The organism is Bacillus cereus group sp. BfR-BA-01309 (assembly GCF_022664315.1).
Taxonomy (GTDB): Bacteria; Bacillota; Bacilli; order Bacillales; family Bacillaceae_G; genus Bacillus_A; species Bacillus_A mobilis.
Genome location: NZ_JAKUHE010000003.1, coordinates 148227 through 172487 on the forward strand (window position 1 = coordinate 148227; position 24261 = coordinate 172487).

The following is a 24261-nucleotide window of genomic DNA, read 5'->3' on the forward strand; positions in this document are numbered from 1 at the left end:
ATAGGATTTCTTTTCTCATGTTTGAATCATGTGATGATAAATATGTTTCCGCATTTCATAATTATCATCAGTGATATATGTAAGGCATCCATATGAAAATACGAGGCTGTTCAAAGGTTTTCCGTACTTTTGGACAGCCTCACCCCGTTAAAAGGACGATACTCTATGTATCGTCCTTTTTTGCATAAAAAAACACCCAATCAAATGTTTACTTGACTGGGTGTGAAAAACTATTAATAATATTTTTTTCGTTTTGTAGCTAAAATACTTAACAATCCAGCTAGTAGAAGTACGATGCCTACTGTTTGAGTAGGATCATTTTTGTGACCTGTATTTGGAAGTTCTTTACCCTTATTTCGGTCATCTTGCTGTTTGTTTATTTGTGTTTCAGGGTTTTCTTTTTCTAGTTCTTCAGAAGTGCCTTTCCCTGTTTCCTCTTCTTTATTAGGAGGAGTAACTGGTTTATCATCTCCACCTGATGAAGAATCGATTTTTTTATTTGAAACTGTAATTTGTAGTGGTGTAGCTTGAGCTTTTTCAATTGTAAAGTTTATCGGTGATGCATCCAATTGATAGCCAGCAGGAGCCTTTGTTTCCACTAATTGATAATTACCAGGTTTCAAATCATTTACAATTAATTTACCATGCCCATCTGTTTGTAAACCTTCTCGTACTACTTTTCCGTCTTGATCTAAAATATTGAAAATGGCACCTTCAAGTGTTCCATGGTGATCCATATCAACTTTAGTTAACTCCATTGAACCTGTCGTTAAACTATTTAAAGCTGTAACAGAAGTAACTTGAGATTGCCCTTTCGTAATTGTGAAAGGAATTGGCTTAGCACTTAAATCGTATCCAGTAGGAGCTTTCGTTTCAACGAACTGATAGTCTCCAGGACGTAAATCAGAAACAGAAATTTTTCCATCTTTATCAGTAGTTAGATCAGAACGAACGTCGTTGCCGTTGTGATCAACGATTTTAAAGATAGCACCTTCAAGAGTAGAGTTGTCAACGTCGTCAAGCTTAATTAATTCAACAGCGCCCTTAGTTAAGCTATTTGTAGCAGTAACAGAAGCTGTAGCCGTTTGACTCTTTTCAACAGTAAACTTGATAGGATTTTGATTTAAGTCGTAATGAGTAGGAGCCTTCGTTTCAACGAATTGATAGTCTCCCGGACGTAAATCAGAAACAGAAATTTTTCCATCTTTATCAGTAGTTAAATTAGAACGAACATCGTGCCCGTTCATATCAACGATTTTAAATACTGCGCCTTTAAGGGTAGTACCGTCGACATCATCTACTTTAGAAAGTTCTACAGCACCTTTCGTTAAGCTATTCGTAGCTGTAACGGAAGCGATTTTCTCTTGCCCTTTTTTAACTGTGAACTTAATAGGTGTTTCGTTTAAGTCATAATGAGTAGGAGCTTTTGTTTCGATAAACTCATAGTCTCCTGGTGGTAATTCATCCACAACTAAACGGCCGTTTTTATCGGTAGTTAAATCAGTACGGACGTCGTGTCCATCCTTATTAACAATTTTAAATACCGCACCCTCAAGTGTTGTGTTTTCTTCAACATCATCCACTTTAATTAACTCCACACTACCTTTTGTTAAGCTGTTCGTAGCTGTAACGAAGACATGTTTTGTTTGACTTCTTTCAATTGTGAACTTAATAGGTGTTTCATTTAAGTCATAATGTTTCGGAGCTTTCGTTTCAATAAATTGATAGTCTCCAGGTTGTAAGTCTTTAGCGACAATTTTGCCGTCTTTATCGGTAACTAAATTCGTACGAATATCGTTACCGTTCATATCAGTAATTTTAAATACCGCACCTTCTAGTATTTCTTTTGCATCTAGAGAGTCAACTTTCGTTAATTCCACGCCACCTTTAGTTAAGCCATTTTTAGCAGTAACAGAAACGTGAGTCGGTTGGCTTTTCTCGATAGTGAAAGGAATCGGTGTTTTATTTAAATCATAATCTTTAGGAGCTTTCGTTTCAACGAATTGATAATCTCCTGGACGTAAATGAGAAGCAGAAACTTTTCCATCTTTATCAGTAGTTAAATTCGTGCGAACAACTTTACCTTTCGCATCAATGATGTTAAATACTGCATCAGAAAGTTTTGTATTTGGATTTATATCATCCACTTTAATTAATTCAACAGCACCTTCAATTAAGCTGTTAGTAGCAGTGACTTGTAGCTTCTCTGCTTGGCTTTTCTTAATTGTAAATTTAAGCGGTGTACTGTCTAATTTGTAGTGTTCAGGAGCTTTCATTTCAACAAACTGATAGTCTCCTGGACGTAAATCTGAAACAGAGATTTTTCCATCTGCATCTGTCGTAAGATTAATGTGAACATCTTTGCCATTACTTAAATCAATGATGTTAAATACTGCGCCTTTAAGGGCAGTGCCATCGACGTCATCCACTTTAGAAAGCTCTACCGCACCTTTAGTTAAACTATTTTTAGCAGTAACAGAAAGCGGTTCGGCTTGTCCTTTTTCAATAGTGAAAGGAATCGGTTCTTTATTTAAATCGTAGTGTTTCGGAGCTTTCGTCTCGACGAATTGATAATCGCCAGGACGTAAGTTAGAAACGCTAATTTTACCTTGTGAATTTGTGGTAAGATTCTCGCGAATTACAGTACCCTTCATATCAATAATGTTAAATACTGCGCCTTCAAGAGTAGTACCATCGACGTCGTCCACTTTAATAAGTTCAACGCCGCCTTTAGTTAAACTATTTTTCATAGTAACAGTAGCAATATCTTTCTGGCTTTTTTCAACTGTAACTACCATTGGCTTTTTGTCTAAATCATAATGTTTAGGAGCCGTTGTTTCGACAAATTGATACGTACCAGGACGTAAGTTTTCAACAATGATTTTTCCTTCACCGTTTGTTTTTAAATCGGTTTTAACTACAGTCCCGCTTTGATCTAGTAAATTAAACACAGCATCGGCAAGTTTTGTTTGATCATTTAAATCATCCACTTTAATTAATTCGATACTACCTTGTTTTAAACTGTTTTTAGCGGTTAAAGAAATAGTTTTCTTCTGTCCTTTTTCAATAGTGAAATTGATTGGTGTTTCATCTAAAACGTAATGCTTAGGAGCTTCTATTTCGATGAATTGGTAATCACCAGGACGTAGGTCGTTAATTTCAATTTTCCCTTTACTATTTGTAACAAGGCCTTTATGAATTACAGTACCCTTCATATCAACAATGTTAAATACTGCGCCTTCAAGTTTAGTGCCATCGATGTCATCTACTTTAGAAAGTTCCACTGCACCTTTTGTTAGAGCGTTTTTAGCCGTAACATGAAGCGTTTCAGTTTGGCTTTTCTTAATTGTAAATTCGATCGGTGTTTTATTTAAATCGTAATGTTCAGGAGCAGCTGTTTCAATAAATTTATACGTACCAGGACGTAGGTTTTCAACAACAATTTTTCCTTCATCATTTGTTTTTAAGCCTTCTTCAACTAGTTCTCCGTCTGCATCTAGTAAATTAAATACAGCATGAGCAAGCTTTGTATCAGTATCAATATCGTCAATCTTTGTTAATTCCACGCTACCTTTTTTTAACGTGTTTTTACCTGTAACAGTAATAGTTTCTGTTTGACTCTTTTTAATTGTAAATGGAATCGCTGTTTCGTCTAACACATAATGTTCAGGAGCCTGAGTTTCAATAAATTGATAGTCTCCAGGGCGTAAGTCAGAAACCAAAATTTCGCCTTTGTCGTCTGTAACAAGGTTTGTGCGAACTTCTTTACCATCCATATCAACAATTTTAAATACTGCATCTTTCAGCATTGTGCGATCGATGTCATCAATTTTAGTTAAAGTGACAGCACCTTTCGTTAAGCTGTTAGTAGCAGTAACAGTAATGTTTTCTTTTTGACTTTTTCCGATAGTGAATGGAATAGGTTCTTTGCTTAAGTCATAGTCTTTTGGAGCTTTTACTTCAATAAATTGATAGTCACCCGGGCGTAAATCAGAAGCGGTAACTATACCTTGCTTATCAGTAGTTAACCCTTTACGAACGACCTTTTTAGTATCATGAGCATCAACAATGATAAATTCTGCACCTTCAAGTGTAATGCCATCAACATCATCAACTTTAGTTAAAGTAACGCCACCTGTAAGTAAACTATTTTTTACAGTGACAGGGACTGGAATATCATCCTTGTTACCTTTTTTAATTGTGAACTTAATAGGTGTTTGATCTAATTTATAATGTTCAGGAGCAGCTGTTTCAATAAATTGATACTCTCCTGGTGCTAAATCAGGAATAACTATTACTCCGTAATCATCTGTTTTTAAATCTTTCGCAATTTCTTTGCCAGTTGCGTCTTTTAATGTGAACACCGCGCCGGCAAGAGCAATACTACTTTCCACATCATCTTCTTTAATAAGTTTAACTTTACCTTTCGTTAAACTATTTTTAAATGTAAGTGGAAGAAGTTTTTGTTGTCCTTTTTCGATTGTAAATTCAATAGGTTCTACATTTACATCGTAATAAGTTGGAGCCTTTGTTTCGATAAGTTTATAGTTACCAGGACGTAAGTCATCTACAACTAACATTCCTTTACTATTTGTAACAAGGTCCATACGAACATCTTCATTCGTATCTCTATTAACGATTTTAAATACGGCACCTTCAAGTGTTTCCTTTTCATCTGCAGCATTCACTTTTGTTAATTCAATACCGCCTTTTGTTAAGCTGTTTTTAGCAGTAACAGTAGCTGATGTTGTTTGACTTTCTTTAATCGTAAACTCGATAGGCTGTGTATTTTTATCGTAATACTTCGGTGCTGTTACTTCGATAAATTTATAATCGCCAGGGCGTAAGCCAGTGGCGATAGCTTTACCATCCGCACCAGTTGTTACATTTTCACGAATGACTTTCTTTTCATCATTAGCATCGACAATTTTAAATACAGCACCTTCAAGAACTGTACCATCGATATCATCAACTTTCGTTAATTCAACATCTCCTGGTTTTAAAGCATTTTCAGCTTTCACAAGTAGAGTTTCTTTCTGACTTCTATCAATTGTAAATTCAATAGGTTCTGCTCGTAAAACGTAATGTTCAGGAGCAGCTGTTTCAATAAATTTATACGTACCAGGACGTAGCTTATCAGCTTTTGTTTTTCCATCAGCATCTGTAGTTAGGTCAGTACGAACATCATTATTATTTACATCGACAATTTTAAATACGGCACCTTTTAGAGGTTTTTTATCACCGAATTCATCAACTTTTAATAATTCAACTTCGCCTGTTTTTAAACTGTTTGTTGCCGTAACGGTAGCAAAAGACTGTTGGCTTTTGTCGATTGTAAACTCGATAGGGTTTGCATTTAACGTATAATCCTTAGGAGCTTCTGTTTCAACAAATTTATACGTACCAGGCTCTAAGTCTTTAACAGTTACTTTACCGTCAGCACCAGTTTTTACATTTTCGCGAATGACTTTCTTTTCATCATTAGCATCGACAATTTTAAATACAGCACCTGCAAGAGCTGTACCATCGATATCGTCAGTTTTTGTTAAAGTGACGCCACCTTTAATGAGGTGATTCGTCGCAGTAACAGTAACGGCTTTCTGTTGACTTTTTACAATTGTAAACTCAATTGGTTTTTTATCTATGTCGTAATCTTTAGGTGCTTTTTCTTCAACGAATTGATATTCCCCAGGACGTAAATCTTTTGCTTCGATTTGACCTTGATCATTTGTCGTTAGTTTTTCATATCCAAGAATTATATTGTTATGTCGATCGCGTACACTGAACTCCGCGCCTGCTAAAGTTTTTCCATCTTTATCGACTTTTGTTAAAATGGCCGATCCTGGAATCAAACTGTTTGTTGCAGTTCGGTTTATTACTGTTGTTTGATCTTCCTCGATTTTAACCTCAATCAGTCGATCGTCTAATTTATAATGTTCAGGAGCCTTTGTTTCTTTTAAGTAGTAAGTCCCTGGTTTTAAATTATCTACAGTAATTTGTCCTTTATCATTTGTTTTTAATTTTTCGTGTTCTGAAATTATTTTTTTGTCTTTATCAAGCAGTGTGAAAACAGCACCTTGCAGTGTTGCGTTTTTATTCAGGTCATCAGACTTTGTTAAAACAACTTTACCGACAAATTTCTTATTTGCAAGTGTATATGTTGTAGTCTCTTGTGAACCAAGTTCAACAATTTTTCCCTGTTTTAAATCCCAGCTAATCACATAGCCTTCAGGAGCTTTTGTTTCTTTTAATAAATATTTATCGCGCTTTAAGTTATTAAACTTAGCGATACCATCTTTGTCTGTTGTTATTTCGCGGATAACGGTTTTTCCTGTACGATCGTATAAAGTAAATTCTGCCCCGGACAATGGTACTTTCTTATTGTCGTTATCTACTTTTATAATTTCCAGGTTTCCGCGCCCTTTAGTAGCAGATCCTCCACCTGAACCGGAAGACATTCTCACTTCAATCGTTTCAACAGTTTCTGTATTCTTAACTGTTAACTGATTGCCAGCGATTTTTGCTTTATTACTCACTTTTTCTTTATCGTCTGCATTAATAAGTGAGCGATATTCTAAAATATAAGCTCGATCAATTTTCTTCAAGAAAGCAATTTCAAACTGTTGCTTTCCAGTATTATTGTCTGTTGTGATCGTTAACTTATAGTCTGTTCCTTGTTTTAATTCATTTGCTGTATCTTTTGTTAAATTTCCATATGGATCAACAGTTGTAGGATATAAGTGGAATGAATCTGCCACAAGTACCTGATTGTCTGTTGGATCGTCTGTTACAACTGCGTCTGCAATGGTTGATTGACTTTCGTTAATTGCAATACTCCAATTAATATAGTTGTCGTCTTGCACAGCCTTTTTAGTAACAAAGCTGCCACCTTTATTTACTTGAGTGTCACCTTTAAGAGTGTTTACAATTTTAGAGCCATCTTTTAACTCTGCCTCGTTTTTGTAGGTGCCTTGGATAAGTTCACCATCGAGGCTTGTTTTAAAGATAATATAGTAAGGTGAATTAATTGATTGTTTGAAATGAACCTGTAGGGTGTTTTTATTTTTATCTGTAGGTTCTTCAAGTTCATACTGCTCAATTGGTACAGCATCACCAGGTCTTGCATTATCTGGGCTTCCATTTAAAATCATATGGCGCACTTCAATGGATCCTGGTACTAACTTTTGTTTATCTTGTATTACGTCTATAACATATGGGTCTTTAATCTCAACATTATTATAATTAAAACCTATTACCCAAGTGATTTCTTTCGTTTGGGCGTTATAAGAACCGTATTTATATCCATTCGCCTTTGTGAAAGTATCAGGATCAAAGTCTGCTTCAACTTTATTTGATTGTGGATTGGACCCTGCATCTATCCAAGATAGGTTACCTGTATTTTTAAATGAAGTTTTACCACTTTCTAATTTTGTATAGTCAAAGTCTGTCGTATATTTTACGACTAATGTCTTTGTCATATTAGACTGATATGTACCTATCAGGGTAATTTTGAAACCTTTATCTGTTACATCTAAAACATAGTCAGTCTTATCTTGAAGGGTATAATCTCCGTCTTTAATTTCTAGTTTATTATCTTTTAATTGTAATCCACCATGGTCAAAGGTATCCGTAATAATCGCGTTGTTTAATGGATAGTTGTTATTATTTACCGTAATTGTCCAGGTTGTTGTTTTGTCTTTATAGTTTGTTTCAGCTTTATTATTAGATTTAATAATATTTTGCTGCTGGAAGCTAGCCTCATTTTCTTTACTTGAGTCATTATCAGCTGTAACTGTATTTTTTACTTTTCCATCTTTTATGACATTATTAGTTGGCTTTGTTTTATAGGTAATTACATAAGCACTATTAATATCCTCATTAAACTGTAAATCGAATCCATTCTTCTTGTTACTTACAGTGTAATTATTAACAGTGTCGCCTGTTACAAGTCTGCCTTTATCATCGTATGAAGCGTTCTTCACAACGATAGAATTTTCATCTAGTTCATGTGTATCGTCAAAAATATCTTTTAAAAGTGCATCTGTTTTTTTGATATTTCTTTGATCACCGTTGTAAGTAACTGTCCATTCAATTGTTTGTGTCTTAGGATCATATTTACTTGTTTTGTTTAAATGTGTACCACGAGAAACCGTTACAGTAGAGCTTGCATTTTGTTGCTTTTGATTATCACTCGTTATCGTAACGTTATTTTGGAAGCTTTTTACGTTTTCATCAGTAATTTTTGTAGCATATTCAATTTGATATGCTTTATTGATAGAATCTTTAAAAGCAATCTCCAATTTTGAACCATCTGATGAAATAATTTTATAATCTGCTGAATCAGCTTCTTTACCACGTGTTGTGTTCCCGTTAACATCAACTTCTAAATAGTAAACTTTAATAGAATCCTTATTTAAACTTGTACCCTGTGGGATGCTATCTTTAAAAACAGCGTTTTTAAGAGTTTCTTTCGTTTTGTTCATCTCTACTGTCCAATTAATTTCATTTGTATTAATTGGTCTATCAGGTAACCCTTTTTTATTCGTAGTTGTTTGTACATTAGGCTTAAAGTCAACTGTAATAGAAACATCTTTATCCTTAATTGGGAAAGGAATTTCTTGTGTTGTTGTACCTTTAATTTCAGCCTTATTAAATTCTGTCTTTAATTGTAGGTTACCAACAACATCTGGATGTTCTTCAATATAATCGTTGAATGTCATCGTGACTTTTCCATCTTTTGTAACAGTAAAATTACCAATGGGATTGTTTTCACTATCGTATAAAGGACTGTTAATTGTATTGTAAATCTTAAAGTGTTTAGGAAGATCAAAAATATAGTAATCTCCGCTTTTCACATTCATTGATTTTAAAAGTTCCCATGTAAACTCAATATTGGCAGGGGAATCTGTACTTGGACGGTTATCCTCTGTAAATGGTTTTCCGTCTTTATCCGTCAACTTTACACTCGTTAAAATATTTGTTGTTAGTTGCTTTGGACCTGAATTTGTATTCTCAGCAGGATCGCTTGCTAGCTTTTGTTCTGGGTTGTCAGTAACAGGTTTAGTTGCTAGGTTTTGTTCTGGATCATCAGTAGCAGGTTTAGTTGCTGAATCTTGCTCTGGATTATCAGTAACAGGTTTAGTTGCTGGGTTTTGTTCCAGATTGTCAGTAGCAGGTTTAGTTGCTGGGTTTTGTTCCGGATTGTCAGTAGCAGGTTTAGTTGCTGAATCTTGCTCCGGGTTATCAGTAACAGGTTTAGCTACTCGATCTTGTACTTGTTTATTAGTATCCTGTTTGGTGCCATCTTTTTTAGAATCTTCTACTTGAATAGGAACTGTTATAGGCTGAACCAGTGTCCCTAAAGGAAAAGCGATTTGAACTGATTTTTCCTCAGTTTTTAAAGTTGGGTTAAACACAGTATCAACTTTAATTTTTCCTTTAGCATCTTTCGAATTTTCTACTTGATCATTAAATATTAGTTTTAATTTATTATCGTTAGCTGTTATAAAATATTGACCAATATTTTTTTGATCTGTTACTAAATCTCCTTGCAAATCTTTAGATACTTTTAACGCAAGTGGTATTTGAATTACTGCTGTATCGTTTGCATGTACAACTTTTTGATCCTTTATTGACCAAGCATATTCTACTTGAATGGTTGATCCTATCTTTATTAAGTTGTTAGGATTTTTTGCTTCGTCAATAATGTGATCCGTTGCATCTTTCATCTCAACAGTGTCAAATAATGAAGTTTCCTTTAAAGTCTCAGCTTTTGCCTGATTGTATGGGAAACTAATAAACTGTGAAAATAGTACAAATACAATTAAACATATATTGAAAAGTTTTTTCATTTTGCCTCCTTTGAACATTCATTTGTTCACTGAGGAATATATTCCACATGAACAAATGGAATATAAAAAAAGTTAATTGTTATAAAGTATTTGTTGCTACTATCCCTCCGTTTCTATGTACGTTCTCTGACAGAATAGATGTTTAATCAAAGGCATATATAAAGTAACGTAAAAATCTGGAATATACATAATTCGACAAAAAATGTCGAAAGTATGCTGATAAAAGGAACAATATCAGACCTTTATATACAAGAGCGTTTTCTTGTGAATGTGTTATGAACTGGATAGTCATAAAGGTAAGTTTTACGATACATGCTAACCAAAGTAATGTATCCCAAGTTAAAAGTTTGTTTTTTGCTTTAAAATTGTGTGGAAAAAATCTGAATAGGGTTGATTTTGGTTAGGTTGAAGACAATATGCACTTTGAAAATATTCATTTATGTAATATGAAATTGGGATAATTGTATCTTAAGAATGTTACTTATTACATTTATGAAAATTAACTTTTTGCCTAGAGAGAGTTGTACAATTTGTGGACCGAAGTTAAGATGGTACAGTTCCTTTTCGGATTTAGTGGAATATAAGTTATTTATAATATTCGACTAAATCATTACTGCGGTCATTTTTGAAGCTGTTTTACATATGAAAAAAGAAGGTATCCCTTTTGATAATAGTGTTATCTTCTCTTGAAGATGATTATGAATAACCTTCGCTAAAGATTATATACTTAAATGATAAAGAGTTCAACAACGGTTTAACAAATATTTTCCAAAAAATAAAAATGACCGTTTTAGTAGAAAAATTCTAAAAAACGGTCATTTTTATTTTTATACTTCTGTTAAAATTATCGGTTCGCCGCGTGTTACGACAACTGTATGTTCACATTGTGCAACAAGGCTCTTGTCAGGTGTAACGAATGTCCAACCATCATCGCCGCGCTCGATAATATGATCAGCTTTCATAGAAATGAATGGCTCTACAGCGATAACAAGACCGTCTTTTAGAAGCGCATTATCCATTGGGTCAAAGTAGCTTAAAATGTGGTTTGGTGCTTCATGTAAGCTAAGACCAATACCGTGACCAGTTAAGTTTTGAATCACATTATATCCATTTTTATGTGCAAAGTTTGAAACAGCACGACCAATTTGGTTTTGTTTTGAACCAGCTTTCACCTTTTTCATTGCTGCCCAAAATGCATCAACAGCTGCTTGGCAAAGCTTCTCTTTTGCTTCATCTTCTCCAAGTACAAATGAAATACCTGTATCTGCATAATAACCATCAAGTGCAGCAGATACGTCGACATTTACTAAGTCACCTTCTTTTAATACGCGATCTCCTGGAATACCGTGAGCAACTTCTTCGTTTACACTAATACAAGTTACACCTGGGAAATCATATTCTTTTTCAGGTGCAGAAATAGCACCATGCTCATCTAATACTTTTTTACCGATCAAATCAAGCTCTTTCGTTGTCATACCTGGCTTCGCTTCTTTTTTCATTTCTTCACGTGCAAGTGCAACGATGCGGCCGATTTTTCGTAAGCCTTCTAAATCTTGTTCATTACGAATAATCATGAAAACCACTGTCCTTCCTCGAATGTATATCTTACCCGATTGTATCATGTTTATTTTCGTCCTGCTACTCGCTTGCGGTATGTAGGTTGATTCCTCTCATAAGGAATACATGACAATTGTCATATCGATGTCATGACGCATCATACTGTTTCCTAAGTTTTCCAACACGTACAATGTAAATATGAGAAACAGCGGGGGTGGAGAGATGGAAAAGATTATAGAAGTAAATGGTGTTTCTAAAACATTTAAACATAAAAGGGCAGTAAATAACATTTCATTTCATGTGAATAAAGGAGAAATCGTAGCACTACTTGGACCGAATGGTGCAGGGAAAACGACGACGATGTCAATGATGCTTGGATTAAAGGATCCGACGGAAGGAACGGTTTCTATATTTGGAAAGAGTCCCAAGCATAGAGACGTTCGTAATAGCCTCGGTGCGATGCTACAAGAAGTAAGTGTCATTGATAGTATTACAGTGGAAGAGGCAATTGAGTTATTCCGTAGTTATTATACGAATCCGGTAGCGAAAGAAACGTTACTACAGTTATCAAATTTAGAATCGGAGCGAAAGCAAAGATGTGAGAAATTATCAGGTGGGCAAAAAAGAAGGTTAAACTTTGCGCTTGCACTTGCAGGAAATCCCGAATTGCTATTTTTAGATGAACCGACAGTTGGGATGGATATTACGTCTCGAAGAACGTTTTGGGAAACAATTCGAAAGTTAGCAAGTGAAGGGAAAACAATTATTTTAACAACGCACTATTTAGAAGAAGCGGATGCATTGGCGAATCGTATTTTATTGTTTGCGAATGGAAAGATTATCGCAGATGGTACACCAGATGAGATGAAGGCGACGATTTCACGAAAAACAATCAAGTTTTATTCAAAGGAAAGTATTCCTGCAAAATTACTAAAAGAATTACCAAATGTAACAGAAGTACAGTCAAACGACGGGCACTTCACTTTAACAACTGAAGATACAGATGAAACTTTAAAAGCAATTTATCAAAAGAACTTACCTGTAACAGATGTTTCAGTTGAACGTGGAAGTCTTGATGAAGCATTTGAACAGTTTGTCGCAAATCAGGAGGAGGGAATCGCATGAGAGCGTTATGGATGCAGTGCAAAATAGAGGTTTTACGTACATTTCGTAATAAATTATTTATCTTTTTCTCATTATTAATGCCGGTTATGTTTTACTATATTTTCACAAATGTGGTTCAAGTGCCACAAAACGGAGATGCGTGGAAAGCACATTATTTAATTTCGATGGCGACGTTTAGTATTGTAGGAACCGCACTTTTTAGCTTCGGTGTGAGACTTTCTCAGGAAAAAGGGCAAGGGTGGACACATCTTTTAAAAATCACACCACTTCCAGAGGGTGCGTATATAGCAGCTAAAATTATTGCTCAAACAGTAGTGAATGCATTCTCGATCTTGGTTATTTTTATAGCAGGAATTTTAATTAATGATGTTCAGTTAACATTTGGTCAATGGATTGGTGCAGGGTTATGGTTATTATTAGGCGTGACACCATTTTTAGCGCTCGGAACAGTAATCGGTTCGATTAAGAAGGCTGATGCAGCGGCAGGATTAGCAAATATTTTAAATATGTGTTTAGCAATTCTTGGTGGCCTATGGATGCCAATCGAAATATTTCCGAAAATATTACGATCTATCGGGGAATGGACACCAACATATCATTTCGGAAGCGGTGCATGGGATATTGTAGCCGGAAAATCAATTGGTTGGGAAAATATCGCGGTACTAGGAGGTTATTTCCTTATATTTGTTGTAGTATCAATATATATAAGAAAAAGACAGGAAGCGGTATAAATGATAGAGAAGAAGAGGATTGAGATTTTTCCGAAACATATGGGTTTCTTCCCGTATATGTGGCTTGTGTATCTAGCGTTTCCGATTTATGCACTTGCACAAGAGGAGGGCTCAAGGTTAATGTTTGGGGCTGGCATGCTAATTCTTTTTGTATTAGCATACCGGCAGTTGTATTTTGTTACAAAAATGTTCGCAATGTGGGCTTGTATGCAACTGGTTATAGCCTTGGTATTTAGCTTTTTTTATAGCCCGTATCTTATTTTTTTATGTTTTTTCACATCAAATGCCATAGCATTCGCACCTACGAAAAAAATATTCCGTATATTATTGAGCTTATTAGTTGTAACGCTTATAACATTTGTATATGGTGCGGGTTTTTCATTTACAAGCTTTATAAATACTGTCCCGATGCTTATTTTGATGCTTGTTGCGCCTTTTGGTATGCGTAACTTTAATCAAAAAAAGATATTAAGAAATCAATTAAACGAAGCAAACGAACAAATTAAAGACTTAGTCAAACGTGAAGAGCGGCAACGGATTGCAAGAGATCTTCATGACACATTAGGACATACATTATCTCTTATTACGTTAAAAAGTCAGCTCGTGGAGAAGTTAATTGTTAAAAATCCGGAGCGTGCAAGTGTGGAAGCAAAGGAAATTACGCAAACATCTCGTACCGCTTTAAAGCAGCTAAGGGAATTAATTTCTGATATGCGTATGATTACAGTCGAAGAAGAGCTTGAGCAAATAAAGGCGATCTTACAAGCGGCTAATGTCGAACTAGAAGTGAAGCAGGAAGCAAGTGCGAGTTCGTTATCACCAATTGAGCAAAATATTGTGGGAATGTGTTTACGTGAGGCTGTTACGAATGTTGTAAAGCATAGTAAGGCAACATGTTGTACAGTTTCTGTACGAGAATCACAAGGTGAATTAATTTTGACAGTAGAAGATAACGGAATCGGTTTAGCAGATCAAAGCCACGATGGGAATGGCATTCGTGGTATGAAGGAGCGCATCGCTCTTATTGATGGGTTTGTTGAACTAGGTACGATCAATCCAGGGACACTATTAACAGTAAAAGTTCCAGTTGTTATTCGAACAGGAAAAGATGAGGTGAGGGCATGATTCGAATTATTATTGCAGAAGATCAGCGGATGCTTCGTGGTGCATTGGGGGCCTTACTTGATCTAGAAGATGATATTGAAGTAATTGGGCAAGCTGCGAACGGGGAAGAAGCGCTAAAACTAATTGAATCGCTACAACCTGATGTAAGTATTATGGATATTGAAATGCCAATTCAAAGCGGATTAGATGTTGCAGAAACGTTAAAGAAAGAAAAATCAGCATGTAAGGTAATGATTTTAACAACATTTGCACGCCCTGGATATTTTGAACGAGCTATGAAAGCTGGCGTGCACGGATATTTATTAAAAGATAGCCCAAGTGAAGATTTAGCTGCATCGATTCGTAATGTAATGAAAGGAAAGCGAGAGATCTCTCAAGATTTAATGTTCGGCTTATGGCAGGAGCAAAATCCGTTATCGGATCGTGAAAAAGAAGTATTGTTACTTGCGAAAGAAGGAAAGACGGCAAATGAAATTGCGAAGGCACTTTATCTTTCACCTGGAACAGTACGTAATTACATTTCTGAAGTATTAACGAAGCTTGATGCGAAAAATAGAATTGAGGCAATTACAATTGCGGAAGAAAAGGGATGGATATGAAAAGAAGTTTACCTATGAGTGGTAAACTTCTTTTTTCTCATAAACAAGTATTTCAATAGAGAGTTTCGTCGCAGTCGCATCGCTCAGAATTTGAAGTATATCGCGTAATTTAGATTTTACTTCATTTTTCGACAAAAAATTTGTTATAGTAAGATTAGGTTGTTGGTCTAAATTTTGGACAACTTTACCACTAACAGTTGTAATTACTCCATTTTTATCTACTTTTACAATAAGATCTTGGCAATATACTTTGTAATTTTTGTAAGTTTGTGCAAGGTGAACTTCGGTTTGATTTTCTTTTGTTTCTTTATTGGTAGGTTGGGAATCTACATTCATTTCAGTTGTCACTCACTCTTGTTGAGCTTTAGCCTCGTTTATCTCACCCTTTAAATACTCTTTCGCCATATATTTTTATATCATTTTGAGGTTGTGTTAATTTTTAAATCGTTAAACTAGGCTGAGCGATTTCAACGTTTACTTCATTTCTAACTAGTTCTTGGGTGTGAATAGCTTCTGCTGATAAAGGATAAAGAAGACCGAATGTAACGAAAGCATGGGCAAATTTTCTATAGTTTATCTATGAAATTACTAGTCTATTATATGAGATGGATTGTATGAAAAATTTGCCGAATTTTATATATATTATGCATTATTTCATATCAAAAATTGTCGAATTCACATTATTGTAGTGGTATGACAACTTAACAAATTAAATTGTTACAATGGGATGGTGAGTAAGTATGCACGCAGAAAAATTAGGAAGTGAAATTAAGAAAATTAGGGTAATGAGGGGATTAACGCAAAAACAGTTATCCGAGAACATATGTCATCAATCGGAAGTGAGCCGAATTGAATCAGGCGCAGTATACCCAAGTATGGATATATTGCAAGGTATTGCAGCAAAGTTACAAGTTCCCATTATTCACTTTTATGAGGTACTCATTTATTCGGATATTGAGAGAAAAAAACAGTTTAAAGATCAAGTCATTATGCTTTGTAAGCAAAAAAAATATAAAGAGATTTATAATAGAGTATGGAATGAGCTGAAAAAGGAAGAATATCATCCCGAATTCCAGCAGTTTCTTCAATGGCAATATCATGTAGCAGCTTACATATTGAAGAAAATCGATTACGAATATTGTATTTTAGAATTAAAAAAATTATTAAACCAACAATTAGCTGGAATAGACGTATACCAAAATCTCTATATAGAGAATGCAATTGCAAATATTTATGCCGAAAATAATTATTTTAAGAAAAGTATTGAGTTATTTGAAGATATATTAAAACAATTAGAGTCATTGCATGATAATGAAGAATTTGACGTGAAGGTAAGATATAATCATGCAAAAGCATTATATTTAGACGAGCAATATGAAGGGTCACTTTATCAAGTAAATAAAGCAATTGAAATATCATGCCGAATTAATAGTATGGCATTAATTGGACAGCTGTACTATCAAAGAGGTGAATGTCTAGAAAAGTTGGAGTATGATGAGGCAGAGATTGAAGATACATACAAGAAAGCAAGTTTCTTTTTTGATATATTAGAAATGCATGCATATAAAGAAGCGATCGTAAATAAAATCAACCAATGAATAACCCTAAAAAATGGATATGCATAATTGCATACGGTATGGATAAATTTTCATGATATATTAAAAGAAAAAAATGTGGGTGATGGAATATGAAAAAATTACTTATTGGTAGTTTATTAACGTTAGCAATGGCATGGGGTATTTCATTAACAGATACAGCTTTAGAGAAAAGCCAAGTAATTTCTCATAATGATCAAGAGGTACAATTAGCTTCGGACCTACCTTTTGAATATTAAAAAAACAACCGTCTTACTTAGACGGTTGTTTTTTTGTGGAGTAACCTCCAAACATCTTTACTAGAAACAGGCTTGCTAATAAAGAATCCTTGAATGTGGTCACAGTTTTGTTCATATAAAAACTTCCATTGTTCTTCCGTCTCTACACCTTCTGCAATAACTTCTAAATTTAGTTCTTTTGATAGTGTAATGATGGAAGAGATAATCGCTTCCTCTAAAGGGCTATTTGTAATGCCGCAAATAAACTCTCGAGCAATTTTTAATGTGTTGATTGGATATTTTGTTAAATAAGCTAAAGAACTATAACCAGTTCCAAAGTCATCGATTGAAATTTGAATACCGAGATTTTGAAGCTGTTCTAGTTTTGTAACTACAGATTGATTTTGATTAATTGCAATACTTTCCGTAATTTCAATATCTAGTGCTTCCGGTTTTAGTTCTGTTTCTTCTAAAACCTTTGAAATAGTTGGGATTAAATCTGCATGGTTAAATTGAACAACAGATAAATTCACACCAACTTTCAAGTGAGAAAAACCTTGATTATGCCATCTTTTTGCTTCTAAGCAAGCAGTACGTAAAATCCAATTTCCAAGTTCAATAATAAATCCGGTTTCCTCCGCTAGAGGAATGAATTGGGCAGGAGATACGATGCCGAGTTTTGGATGCTTCCAACGGATTAGTGCTTCAAAACCGATAATTTTTTTTGTTGCTGTGCTTACTTGTGGCTGATACTCAAGGAAAAATTCATTTTGTTGTAACGCTTTAGAAAGTTCCCCTTCTAAAAATTCAATCTCATTTTGTGCGATACTCATTTCTTTTGAGAAGAAAACAAATCTATTTTTTCCATTTGCTTTCGCGCAATACATAGCCATATCGGCATTTTTCATTAATTCAGTAACATCAGTTCCATAATCAGGATACATGGCAATTCCGATACTCGGTGTAATAGATAGTTCTTCATCTTTAATGAAGAATGGTTTGTTTAAAATAATTAAAATCTGTTCAGCTATAAAAGCCGCACTTTTTTCTGAGTACATATCTGGTAATAGAATTGTAAACTCGTCTCCACCTTGGCGAGCAACAACATCCTTTGAACGTAAGCAACCGCGTAATCTTTTTGCTACTTCAATTAATAATAAATCTCCGACGTCATGACCAAGCCTATCGTTAATTTTTTTGAAGCGATCTAAATCAAGAAACATGACGGCAACATCATTTGCGCTAGTTTGAGCTGTATTTAAAATAGTTTTTAAATCTTTTTCAAATTTTCGACGATTTGGTAATCCTGTGAGTGCATCATGAAAGGCTAAATGTTCTACTTGTTTTTGTTTTTCATATAAAGTTGTAATATCACGTGCTATGCCGAACATCCCGACAACTTCTTTATTTATGAAAGTAGGGATGAGTGTAATGTGAAGGTAATAGTAATAGCCTTCTTTTTCTTTCGTGCGAACTTCTAAAGTTTGTGGTCTACCTTCTTTCGTTATTTGTAACGCTCTCTTTAGTAGATCATGGTCTTTTGAGTCAATAAAGTGTAAAAGGGAATAACTTTCTACTTCACAATAGTAGGCGGTAAATAAACTTTCACATGCCTTATTAGAATGTTGGAAAATACCCTTCATATTTAAAGAGAAAACAGCATCGGGATGATCTTCAAATAAAGATTTATAGCGTTGTTCACTTTTGGATAATGCAAATGCACCTTCTTCAACTTCATCTTCTAGTTGTGTAGTCAGCTGTTCATATGTATCGATTAATACTTTATTATCTTTCCACATGTAAAGTTGTCGTAAGAATAATAAAATAAGTGATAATACGAGACCGATTAACATAAACTTATCATCCCAAGGTTGAATGATAATGAAGGAAAAAGTAATGATTATACTAAAATAAGGTAATATAAAGCGTACATAATCGAATCGATAATATTTCGCTTTTGTTTCATGTTGCATTGGTTTATCTAAAATGTATAGTATGGACGATAAACCGATTAATAAAGTTGAAGCGGTATGTATTAAATAAGAGACTTCAGCAGAAGTTTGCATTCCTGTGTTTAACTGGAATAGTTGTATATATCCGTACACGAGTATGATAGTAAAGCCGATAATTAATGAGATTCTACTAGAAGAATATTGTTCTCTTCTATATAGGCTAATAACGGCGTAAATTACTAATGATTGTGCGATAAAGTACCCAATTAAAACCCACGTACCCTTTGTTAGCATACCGAAGCTTGAAAGATCCAAAATAAACGTTAAGGTGAAATAAATATTCATAATAACGATAAAGATGCTATCGAATGAGAATTGAGCAAGGCCTCTAATAGAGTAATGTTTTATGAACTTTATAGCGAAGGCAGAAAAGAGTAAAATATATTGTATGATGAAAAAAGGTAGTGCCCTATATGAGAATATGACTTGATCATATATAGAAAGTGAATGAAGAAATAAAGTTATCTCCATAGCCAATCCGCATAGGCAAGTGCATAATAATAACACCCAAAATAGTTTATCACCGCGCTTCATTTTCTTAATTGCTTTATATGAGCAATAACAAGAAAAGATTGCAGCAAAACAAAATAAGAAAAGGATTCCAATTTCTTTTATATTCCACTCATTTGGAATAAAGGATATCCAAAGAGAAAATATACAAATATAAATTATGACAAATTGTACATACTTTTTTTGATTAATCATATTATGACTCCGTTTCAATAAAGTTGAATCTCAGGGGGAAAATGCTAATTTAAATAATAGCATATAAAATAGGAACATTTTTACTATAAGAATTACTTTTAAAAAAAAATGGCGCAATGTTACAATTTACCATTGTAATATTGCGCCATTTATTCTTTTTATCCCTCTTATAGAGGATAATTCATGTATGAATTGCAGCATTGCTAAATCTTTCTGTTTACTTTCAATCATAATATCGAAATTATGATTGATTTTTTTTGCAATGTGTAAGAAAGGCTTAATAAACTCTAAATCAATATATTCAGCATGGGCCCTAAATTCTTTTTTGGATTTAGGGGAGGAAATGTGAACTTTAGGAGGGATATTTGTATGTGACCAAGTTTCAAAAATTGCAGGAAGTAACAATTCTAGCGGTTCCTCGCAAAGATTTGCTAGGTGATGATGATAATCGAATACGAATGGAATCTTTTCTTTTTTGCAAATAGATAAAGTTTCAGCAGTTGTATATGTTTTATCATCGTTTTCAAGCGTCATTTGCTTTTTTATATGTGTAGGAAGTTTTTTTATATTTTCATGGAAACGTCCAACCGCTTGTTCTTTATTTCCATAGGCACCACCTACATGGATATTAATATAGGAAGAATCTGCAATTCCTATTGCATCTAATACTTTATAATGATAGGTCATATCTGTAATCGCATTAGTTGTAATATGTGGCTTGTCACTTGTAAATAGCGTAAATTGATTTGGATGAAAACTTACTCGTAAATTGTGTTCTTTAATTAATGCCCCAATTTTACGCCAAAGCGGTGTAAATGCCCCGATATAATCGAACTCTACTTCGGGATGTGTTGCAAGTGGGACGATGGAAGAGGATAAACGATATAAAGGAATTTCATGCGCTATATTGTAATGAAGAATACGTATTGTATGCTCAAGATTTTGTCTTGTAACATCGTACAATTTATCTTCTCGTTCTTGTTTGCTGAGCTTTTGAAAGCTTGTAAACGTCATCGTTTTGGCAGGAGAACAGTCCCACAGCGCCATTGCATGTGAGACATATCCAAACCGCATAATCATATGTGATACACCTCTTTTTACTCATTATCTTTCCTACAAGAAGAAAGCAAATACCGTTCCTATCCATTCTTTCCCTCTATCAATAAGAGAAAGGGGGCTAACATCTTTAAAGGAAAGTAATGACGCGTTTTCTAGATCTTCATGGAATTTGTCTTTTACTGTTTGTATAAAATGTTTATCATATAAAAGGCAGTTGATTTCATGATTAATATATAAACTTCTCATATCAAAGTTTGCAGTTCCGATATCACAAATATAATCGTCCGCTATAATAACTTTAGCGTGAAAAAAACCTTGTTGAAATGCGTAAATATTACACCCGGCTTGTATTAACTTTCGGCAATATGGAAATTTTGCTTCTCGAACAAGGGCGTGATCAGCTTTTTCTGGAACGAGAATCGTGATTTGAACTCCACGTTTTCGTGCTTTTAATAATGCGTTCATAATTTTTTTTCCAGGAATGAAATATGGTGTACCGATAAAGAGTTCTTTTTCTGTATTTTCAATTAAGTGTAAAAAGGTATGTTGTAAATAGGCCCCATCTGTCGGAATAAATTGATGTTGGATGGTACCAGGTTGCAGTTTCGGAAAATAAAGAGAAGTATCCAATAAGTTTTGGCTTGTATCATCAAACCAGTCATGTAAAAATTGTTTTTGCAAATCTTGTACACCTTCGTCTGTAAGACGTAAATGATAATCGCGCCATAATCCTAATTTTTGATTATGCCCTAAATATTCTTCTCCAATATTAAATCCACCAATATAACCAATTTTCCCGTCAATAACTGTAATTTTTCTATGGTTTCTTTGATTGGCAGAAAAGAAAAGGAACGGAAATTTCATTTTATGACAAAATGAAAAAGAGACGCCGTGTTTTTGTAGGGAACGAATTGCCTCGTTTGATAAATGATGGCTTCCCAATCGATCGAGTAAAAGTCTTACTTCAATTCCTTCTTGTGCCTTATCGATAAGTAACTTTAAAAATTCACGACTGATTTTATCGTTTTTGACAATGAAGAATAAAACGTGCACATGGTGCCTTGCTTGTTGTATATCAGTAAATAAAGCATCATATAAATCTTGCCCGTATGTATAAAGGTGAAAATTACTTTGACGTAAAGGGAAAGTACGAGAGCGCACACGCTTTAAATGAAGAATCCTCCCATATAAAAGGTCAATTGTGATCCAAAGAGTAACGCATAGTAGCAAGAGAGATAAGAAGAACATAAGTGAATTCCCTCCTTTGCATTCTTTTCACCTTCATTTTGCTGGTTGTCCGGTAAAGCCCGATTGTTGAGACTAATAATCAGTAGGGAATAAATCGCGCTCTACTGATTAAAGTTTCACTTTATAGTTTCACCGAAATAAACAGCTTTATTAAAAAATATGTTGTTGTATAACAAAAAAACTGTTGACTGAATGCTCACTCATTATATAATGAAGATAAGGGAAAAAATTCAGAAAATTATATGTTTTTGAAGATTCTAAAAAAGAAAGAGGGCTTACAAAGAGAGGGGTAGCATAAAAATGAATAGCTTACTGATCATGAATTGGCTGGCTGCCATTGCTGTTATTGCTTATGCGGGATATTTGTTTGTGTATCTTATACGAACGAGGATGGCCTACATACAGTTAGGAAAAAAGATTGAATTTGACCGTCGTTTTAAAGAGCGTTGGGATCTCCTTAAAGTCAATGTTTTCGGTCAGAAAAAGCTGCTGAAAGATAAGAAGAGCGGCATTATTCACGTTATGTTCTTTTACGGATTTATTCTTGTCCAATTTGGAGCAATTGACTTCGTTTGGAAAGGACTCGCACCAGGATCACATCTTCCACTTGGACCACTATACCCTGCATTTACATTCTTCCAGGAAATTGTCACACTTGTTATTTTAATTGCAGTCTTTTGGGCTTTTCATAGACGTTATGTTGAGAAGCTAGTTCGTTTAAAACGTAATTTTAAATCAGGCCTTGTTCTTATCTTTATTGGTGGCTTAATGGTTTCTGTGCTACTCGGTAATGGGATGGGAATTATATGGCATGGCGAGGAGCTTTCATGGAGTGAACCAATCGCTTCTGCAATCGCTTACGTTTTCTCGGGAATAAATGAAACCGTAGCCATTTCTGTGTTCTATTTCTCTTGGTGGGTGCATCTACTAATTTTGTTAACGTTTTTAGTGTATGTTCCACAATCAAAACACGCGCATTTAATTGCGGGACCAGCCAACGTTTTCTTCGGTCGTCTTTCAAATCCAGGGAAACTTGAAAAGATTGACTTTGAAGATGAAACGCAAGAAACATTTGGTGTTGGTAAAATCGAAGACTTTAGACAAAATCAGCTTATTGATTTATACGCTTGCGTAGAGTGTGGTCGCTGTACAAATATGTGCCCGGCAACAGGAACAGGGAAAATGTTATCGCCGATGGATTTAATTTTAAAACTGCGCGATCATTTAACTGATAAAGGAGCAGCAGTGACATCAAAAGCACCGTGGGTTCCAGTAGTTGCTTTTAATAATACACAAGGAAATCAGTTAGCGATGATGGCAGCTGGGAAAGGGCAACAAGAATCAGCAGCTACAACGCTAGCTTACGATCCGAGTTTAATCGGAGATGTTATTACAGAGGAAGAGATTTGGGCTTGTACAACGTGCCGTAACTGTGAAGACCAGTGTCCGGTTATGAATGAGCACGTTGACAAAATTATTGATTTACGCCGCTATCTCGTTTTAACAGAAGGAAAGATGGACGCGGAAGCGCAGCGTGCGATGACAAACATCGAGCGTCAAGGGAATCCATGGGGACTGAACCGTAAAGAGCGTGAAACTTGGCGCCAAGGTGATGATGAAGTAACGGTTCCAACTGTAAAAGAAAAATCGAAAGCTGGCGAGGAGTTCGAATATTTATTCTGGGTTGGTTCAATGGGATCATATGATAATCGTAGTCAGAAGATTGCGATATCATTTGCGAAGTTAATGAACGAAGCAGGCATTTCATTTGCGATACTTGGTAATAAAGAAAAGAATTCTGGGGATACACCGCGACGTCTTGGAAATGAATTTGTCTTCCAAGAGATGGCGACAAAGAACATCGAGGAATTTGAAAAAGCAGGAGTGAAGAAAATCGTTACGATTGATCCTCACGCTTATAACACATTTAAAAATGAGTATCCAGACTTTGGCTTGCAAGCAGAAGTCTATCATCATACAGAATTGTTAGCTCAGTGGGTGAAAGAAGGACGCTTAAAACCTGTTCACGCTATTGAGGAAACAGTTACGTACCATGATTCCTGTTATTTAGGAAGATACAACGAAGTATACGAAGCACCGCGCGACATTTTGAAAGCAATTCCTGGTGTGAATCTTGTAGAAATGGCACGTAACCGTGAAACAGGAATGTGTTGTGGCGCAGGTGGTGGCCTAATGTGGATGGAAGAGACAGCAGGTTCACGTATTAACGTTGCTCGCACAGAACAAGCACTAGCTGTAGAGCCATCCATTATCGGTACAGGTTGTCCATATTGCTTAACGATGATTAGTGATGGGACGAAAGCAAAAGAAGTAGAAGAGAAGGTTCAAACTCTTGACGTAACAGAGATTTTAGAACGCTCTGTTATCGGACAGAAGAAAGAAGCGATGTAATTTGCAAGCATGAATACAACTTTA

The 24261-nt window shown here is 34.9% G+C and carries 13 protein-coding genes; 7 read left to right on the forward strand and 6 right to left on the reverse strand.

Annotated elements, in window-relative coordinates; genetic code table 11:
- Nucleotides 1-233 precede the first annotated feature (233 nt).
- Together MR115_RS07820 and map are read right to left on the reverse strand one after the other, a co-directional pair.
- Complete coding sequence (locus tag MR115_RS07820) at nt 234-9851, reverse strand: SpaA isopeptide-forming pilin-related protein (RefSeq protein WP_242240734.1); 9618 nt, start codon at nt 9849-9851, stop codon at nt 234-236.
- Between the two features lie 827 nt (nt 9852-10678).
- Complete coding sequence (gene map / locus MR115_RS07825; protein WP_002081265.1) at nt 10679-11473, reverse strand: type I methionyl aminopeptidase; 795 nt, start codon at nt 11471-11473, stop codon at nt 10679-10681.
- A gap of 157 nt (nt 11474-11630) precedes the next feature.
- Between map and MR115_RS07830 the strand changes: the two genes are divergently transcribed.
- The 4 genes from MR115_RS07830 to MR115_RS07845 are packed head-to-tail and all read left to right on the forward strand — an operon-like array spanning nt 11631 to nt 14988.
- Nucleotides 11631-12533 carry an ABC transporter ATP-binding protein gene (locus tag MR115_RS07830; protein ID WP_242240736.1) on the forward strand — a complete coding sequence of 301 codons (903 nt, stop codon included), beginning with the start codon at nt 11631-11633 and terminating at the stop codon, nt 12531-12533.
- Nucleotides 12530-13264 carry an ABC transporter permease gene (locus MR115_RS07835; protein ID WP_088027467.1) on the forward strand — a complete coding sequence of 245 codons (735 nt, stop codon included), beginning with the start codon at nt 12530-12532 and terminating at the stop codon, nt 13262-13264. The genes MR115_RS07830 and MR115_RS07835 overlap by 4 nt, the downstream gene beginning before the upstream one ends.
- Entirely contained in the window at nt 13265-14389 is a 1125-nt protein-coding gene (locus MR115_RS07840) for a sensor histidine kinase (RefSeq protein ID WP_242240738.1), read from the forward strand. It begins immediately after the preceding gene.
- A complete protein-coding gene (locus MR115_RS07845) occupies nt 14386-14988 on the forward strand; it encodes a response regulator transcription factor (RefSeq protein ID WP_000619264.1) in 603 nt (200 codons plus the stop codon). Before MR115_RS07840 ends, MR115_RS07845 begins: the two co-directional genes overlap by 4 nt.
- Before the next feature lie 12 nt (nt 14989-15000).
- On the opposite strand, the gene MR115_RS07850 is transcribed toward MR115_RS07845, so the two are convergent.
- Nucleotides 15001-15324 (reverse strand): bacillolysin, encoded by a 324-nt coding sequence (locus MR115_RS07850; RefSeq protein ID WP_061680123.1) that lies wholly within the window; start codon nt 15322-15324, stop codon nt 15001-15003.
- 404 nt (nt 15325-15728) lie between these two features.
- Here MR115_RS07850 and plcR point away from each other — a divergent pair, with 404 nt between their 5' ends.
- A complete protein-coding gene (gene plcR, locus MR115_RS07855; protein ID WP_063262347.1) occupies nt 15729-16586 on the forward strand; it encodes a transcriptional regulator PlcR in 858 nt (285 codons plus the stop codon).
- Between the two features lie 89 nt (nt 16587-16675).
- Complete coding sequence (papR, locus tag MR115_RS07860) at nt 16676-16822, forward strand: quorum-sensing peptide PapR (protein ID WP_000734741.1); 147 nt, start codon at nt 16676-16678, stop codon at nt 16820-16822.
- A 17-nt stretch (nt 16823-16839) separates the two neighbouring features.
- On the opposite strand, the gene MR115_RS07865 is transcribed toward papR, so the two are convergent.
- From MR115_RS07865 to cls, 3 genes are all read right to left on the reverse strand, one after another.
- The gene (locus MR115_RS07865; protein ID WP_242240739.1) at nt 16840-19518 is read right to left on the reverse strand and encodes a DUF4084 domain-containing protein; all 2679 of its coding nucleotides are present in this window, start codon (nt 19516-19518) and stop codon (nt 16840-16842) included.
- A gap of 126 nt (nt 19519-19644) precedes the next feature.
- Nucleotides 19645-20598 (reverse strand): UV DNA damage repair endonuclease UvsE, encoded by a 954-nt coding sequence (uvsE, locus tag MR115_RS07870; protein ID WP_242240740.1) that lies wholly within the window; start codon nt 20596-20598, stop codon nt 19645-19647.
- Nucleotides 20599-20631: 33 nt separating this feature from the next.
- Complete coding sequence (gene cls / locus MR115_RS07875; protein WP_242240741.1) at nt 20632-21825, reverse strand: cardiolipin synthase; 1194 nt, start codon at nt 21823-21825, stop codon at nt 20632-20634.
- A 300-nt stretch (nt 21826-22125) separates the two neighbouring features.
- Between cls and MR115_RS07880 the strand changes: the two genes are divergently transcribed.
- On the forward strand, nt 22126-24237 hold the full coding sequence (locus tag MR115_RS07880; protein WP_242240742.1) for a (Fe-S)-binding protein: 2112 nt from the start codon (nt 22126-22128) through the stop codon (nt 24235-24237).
- Nucleotides 24238-24261: the final 24 nt, after the last annotated feature.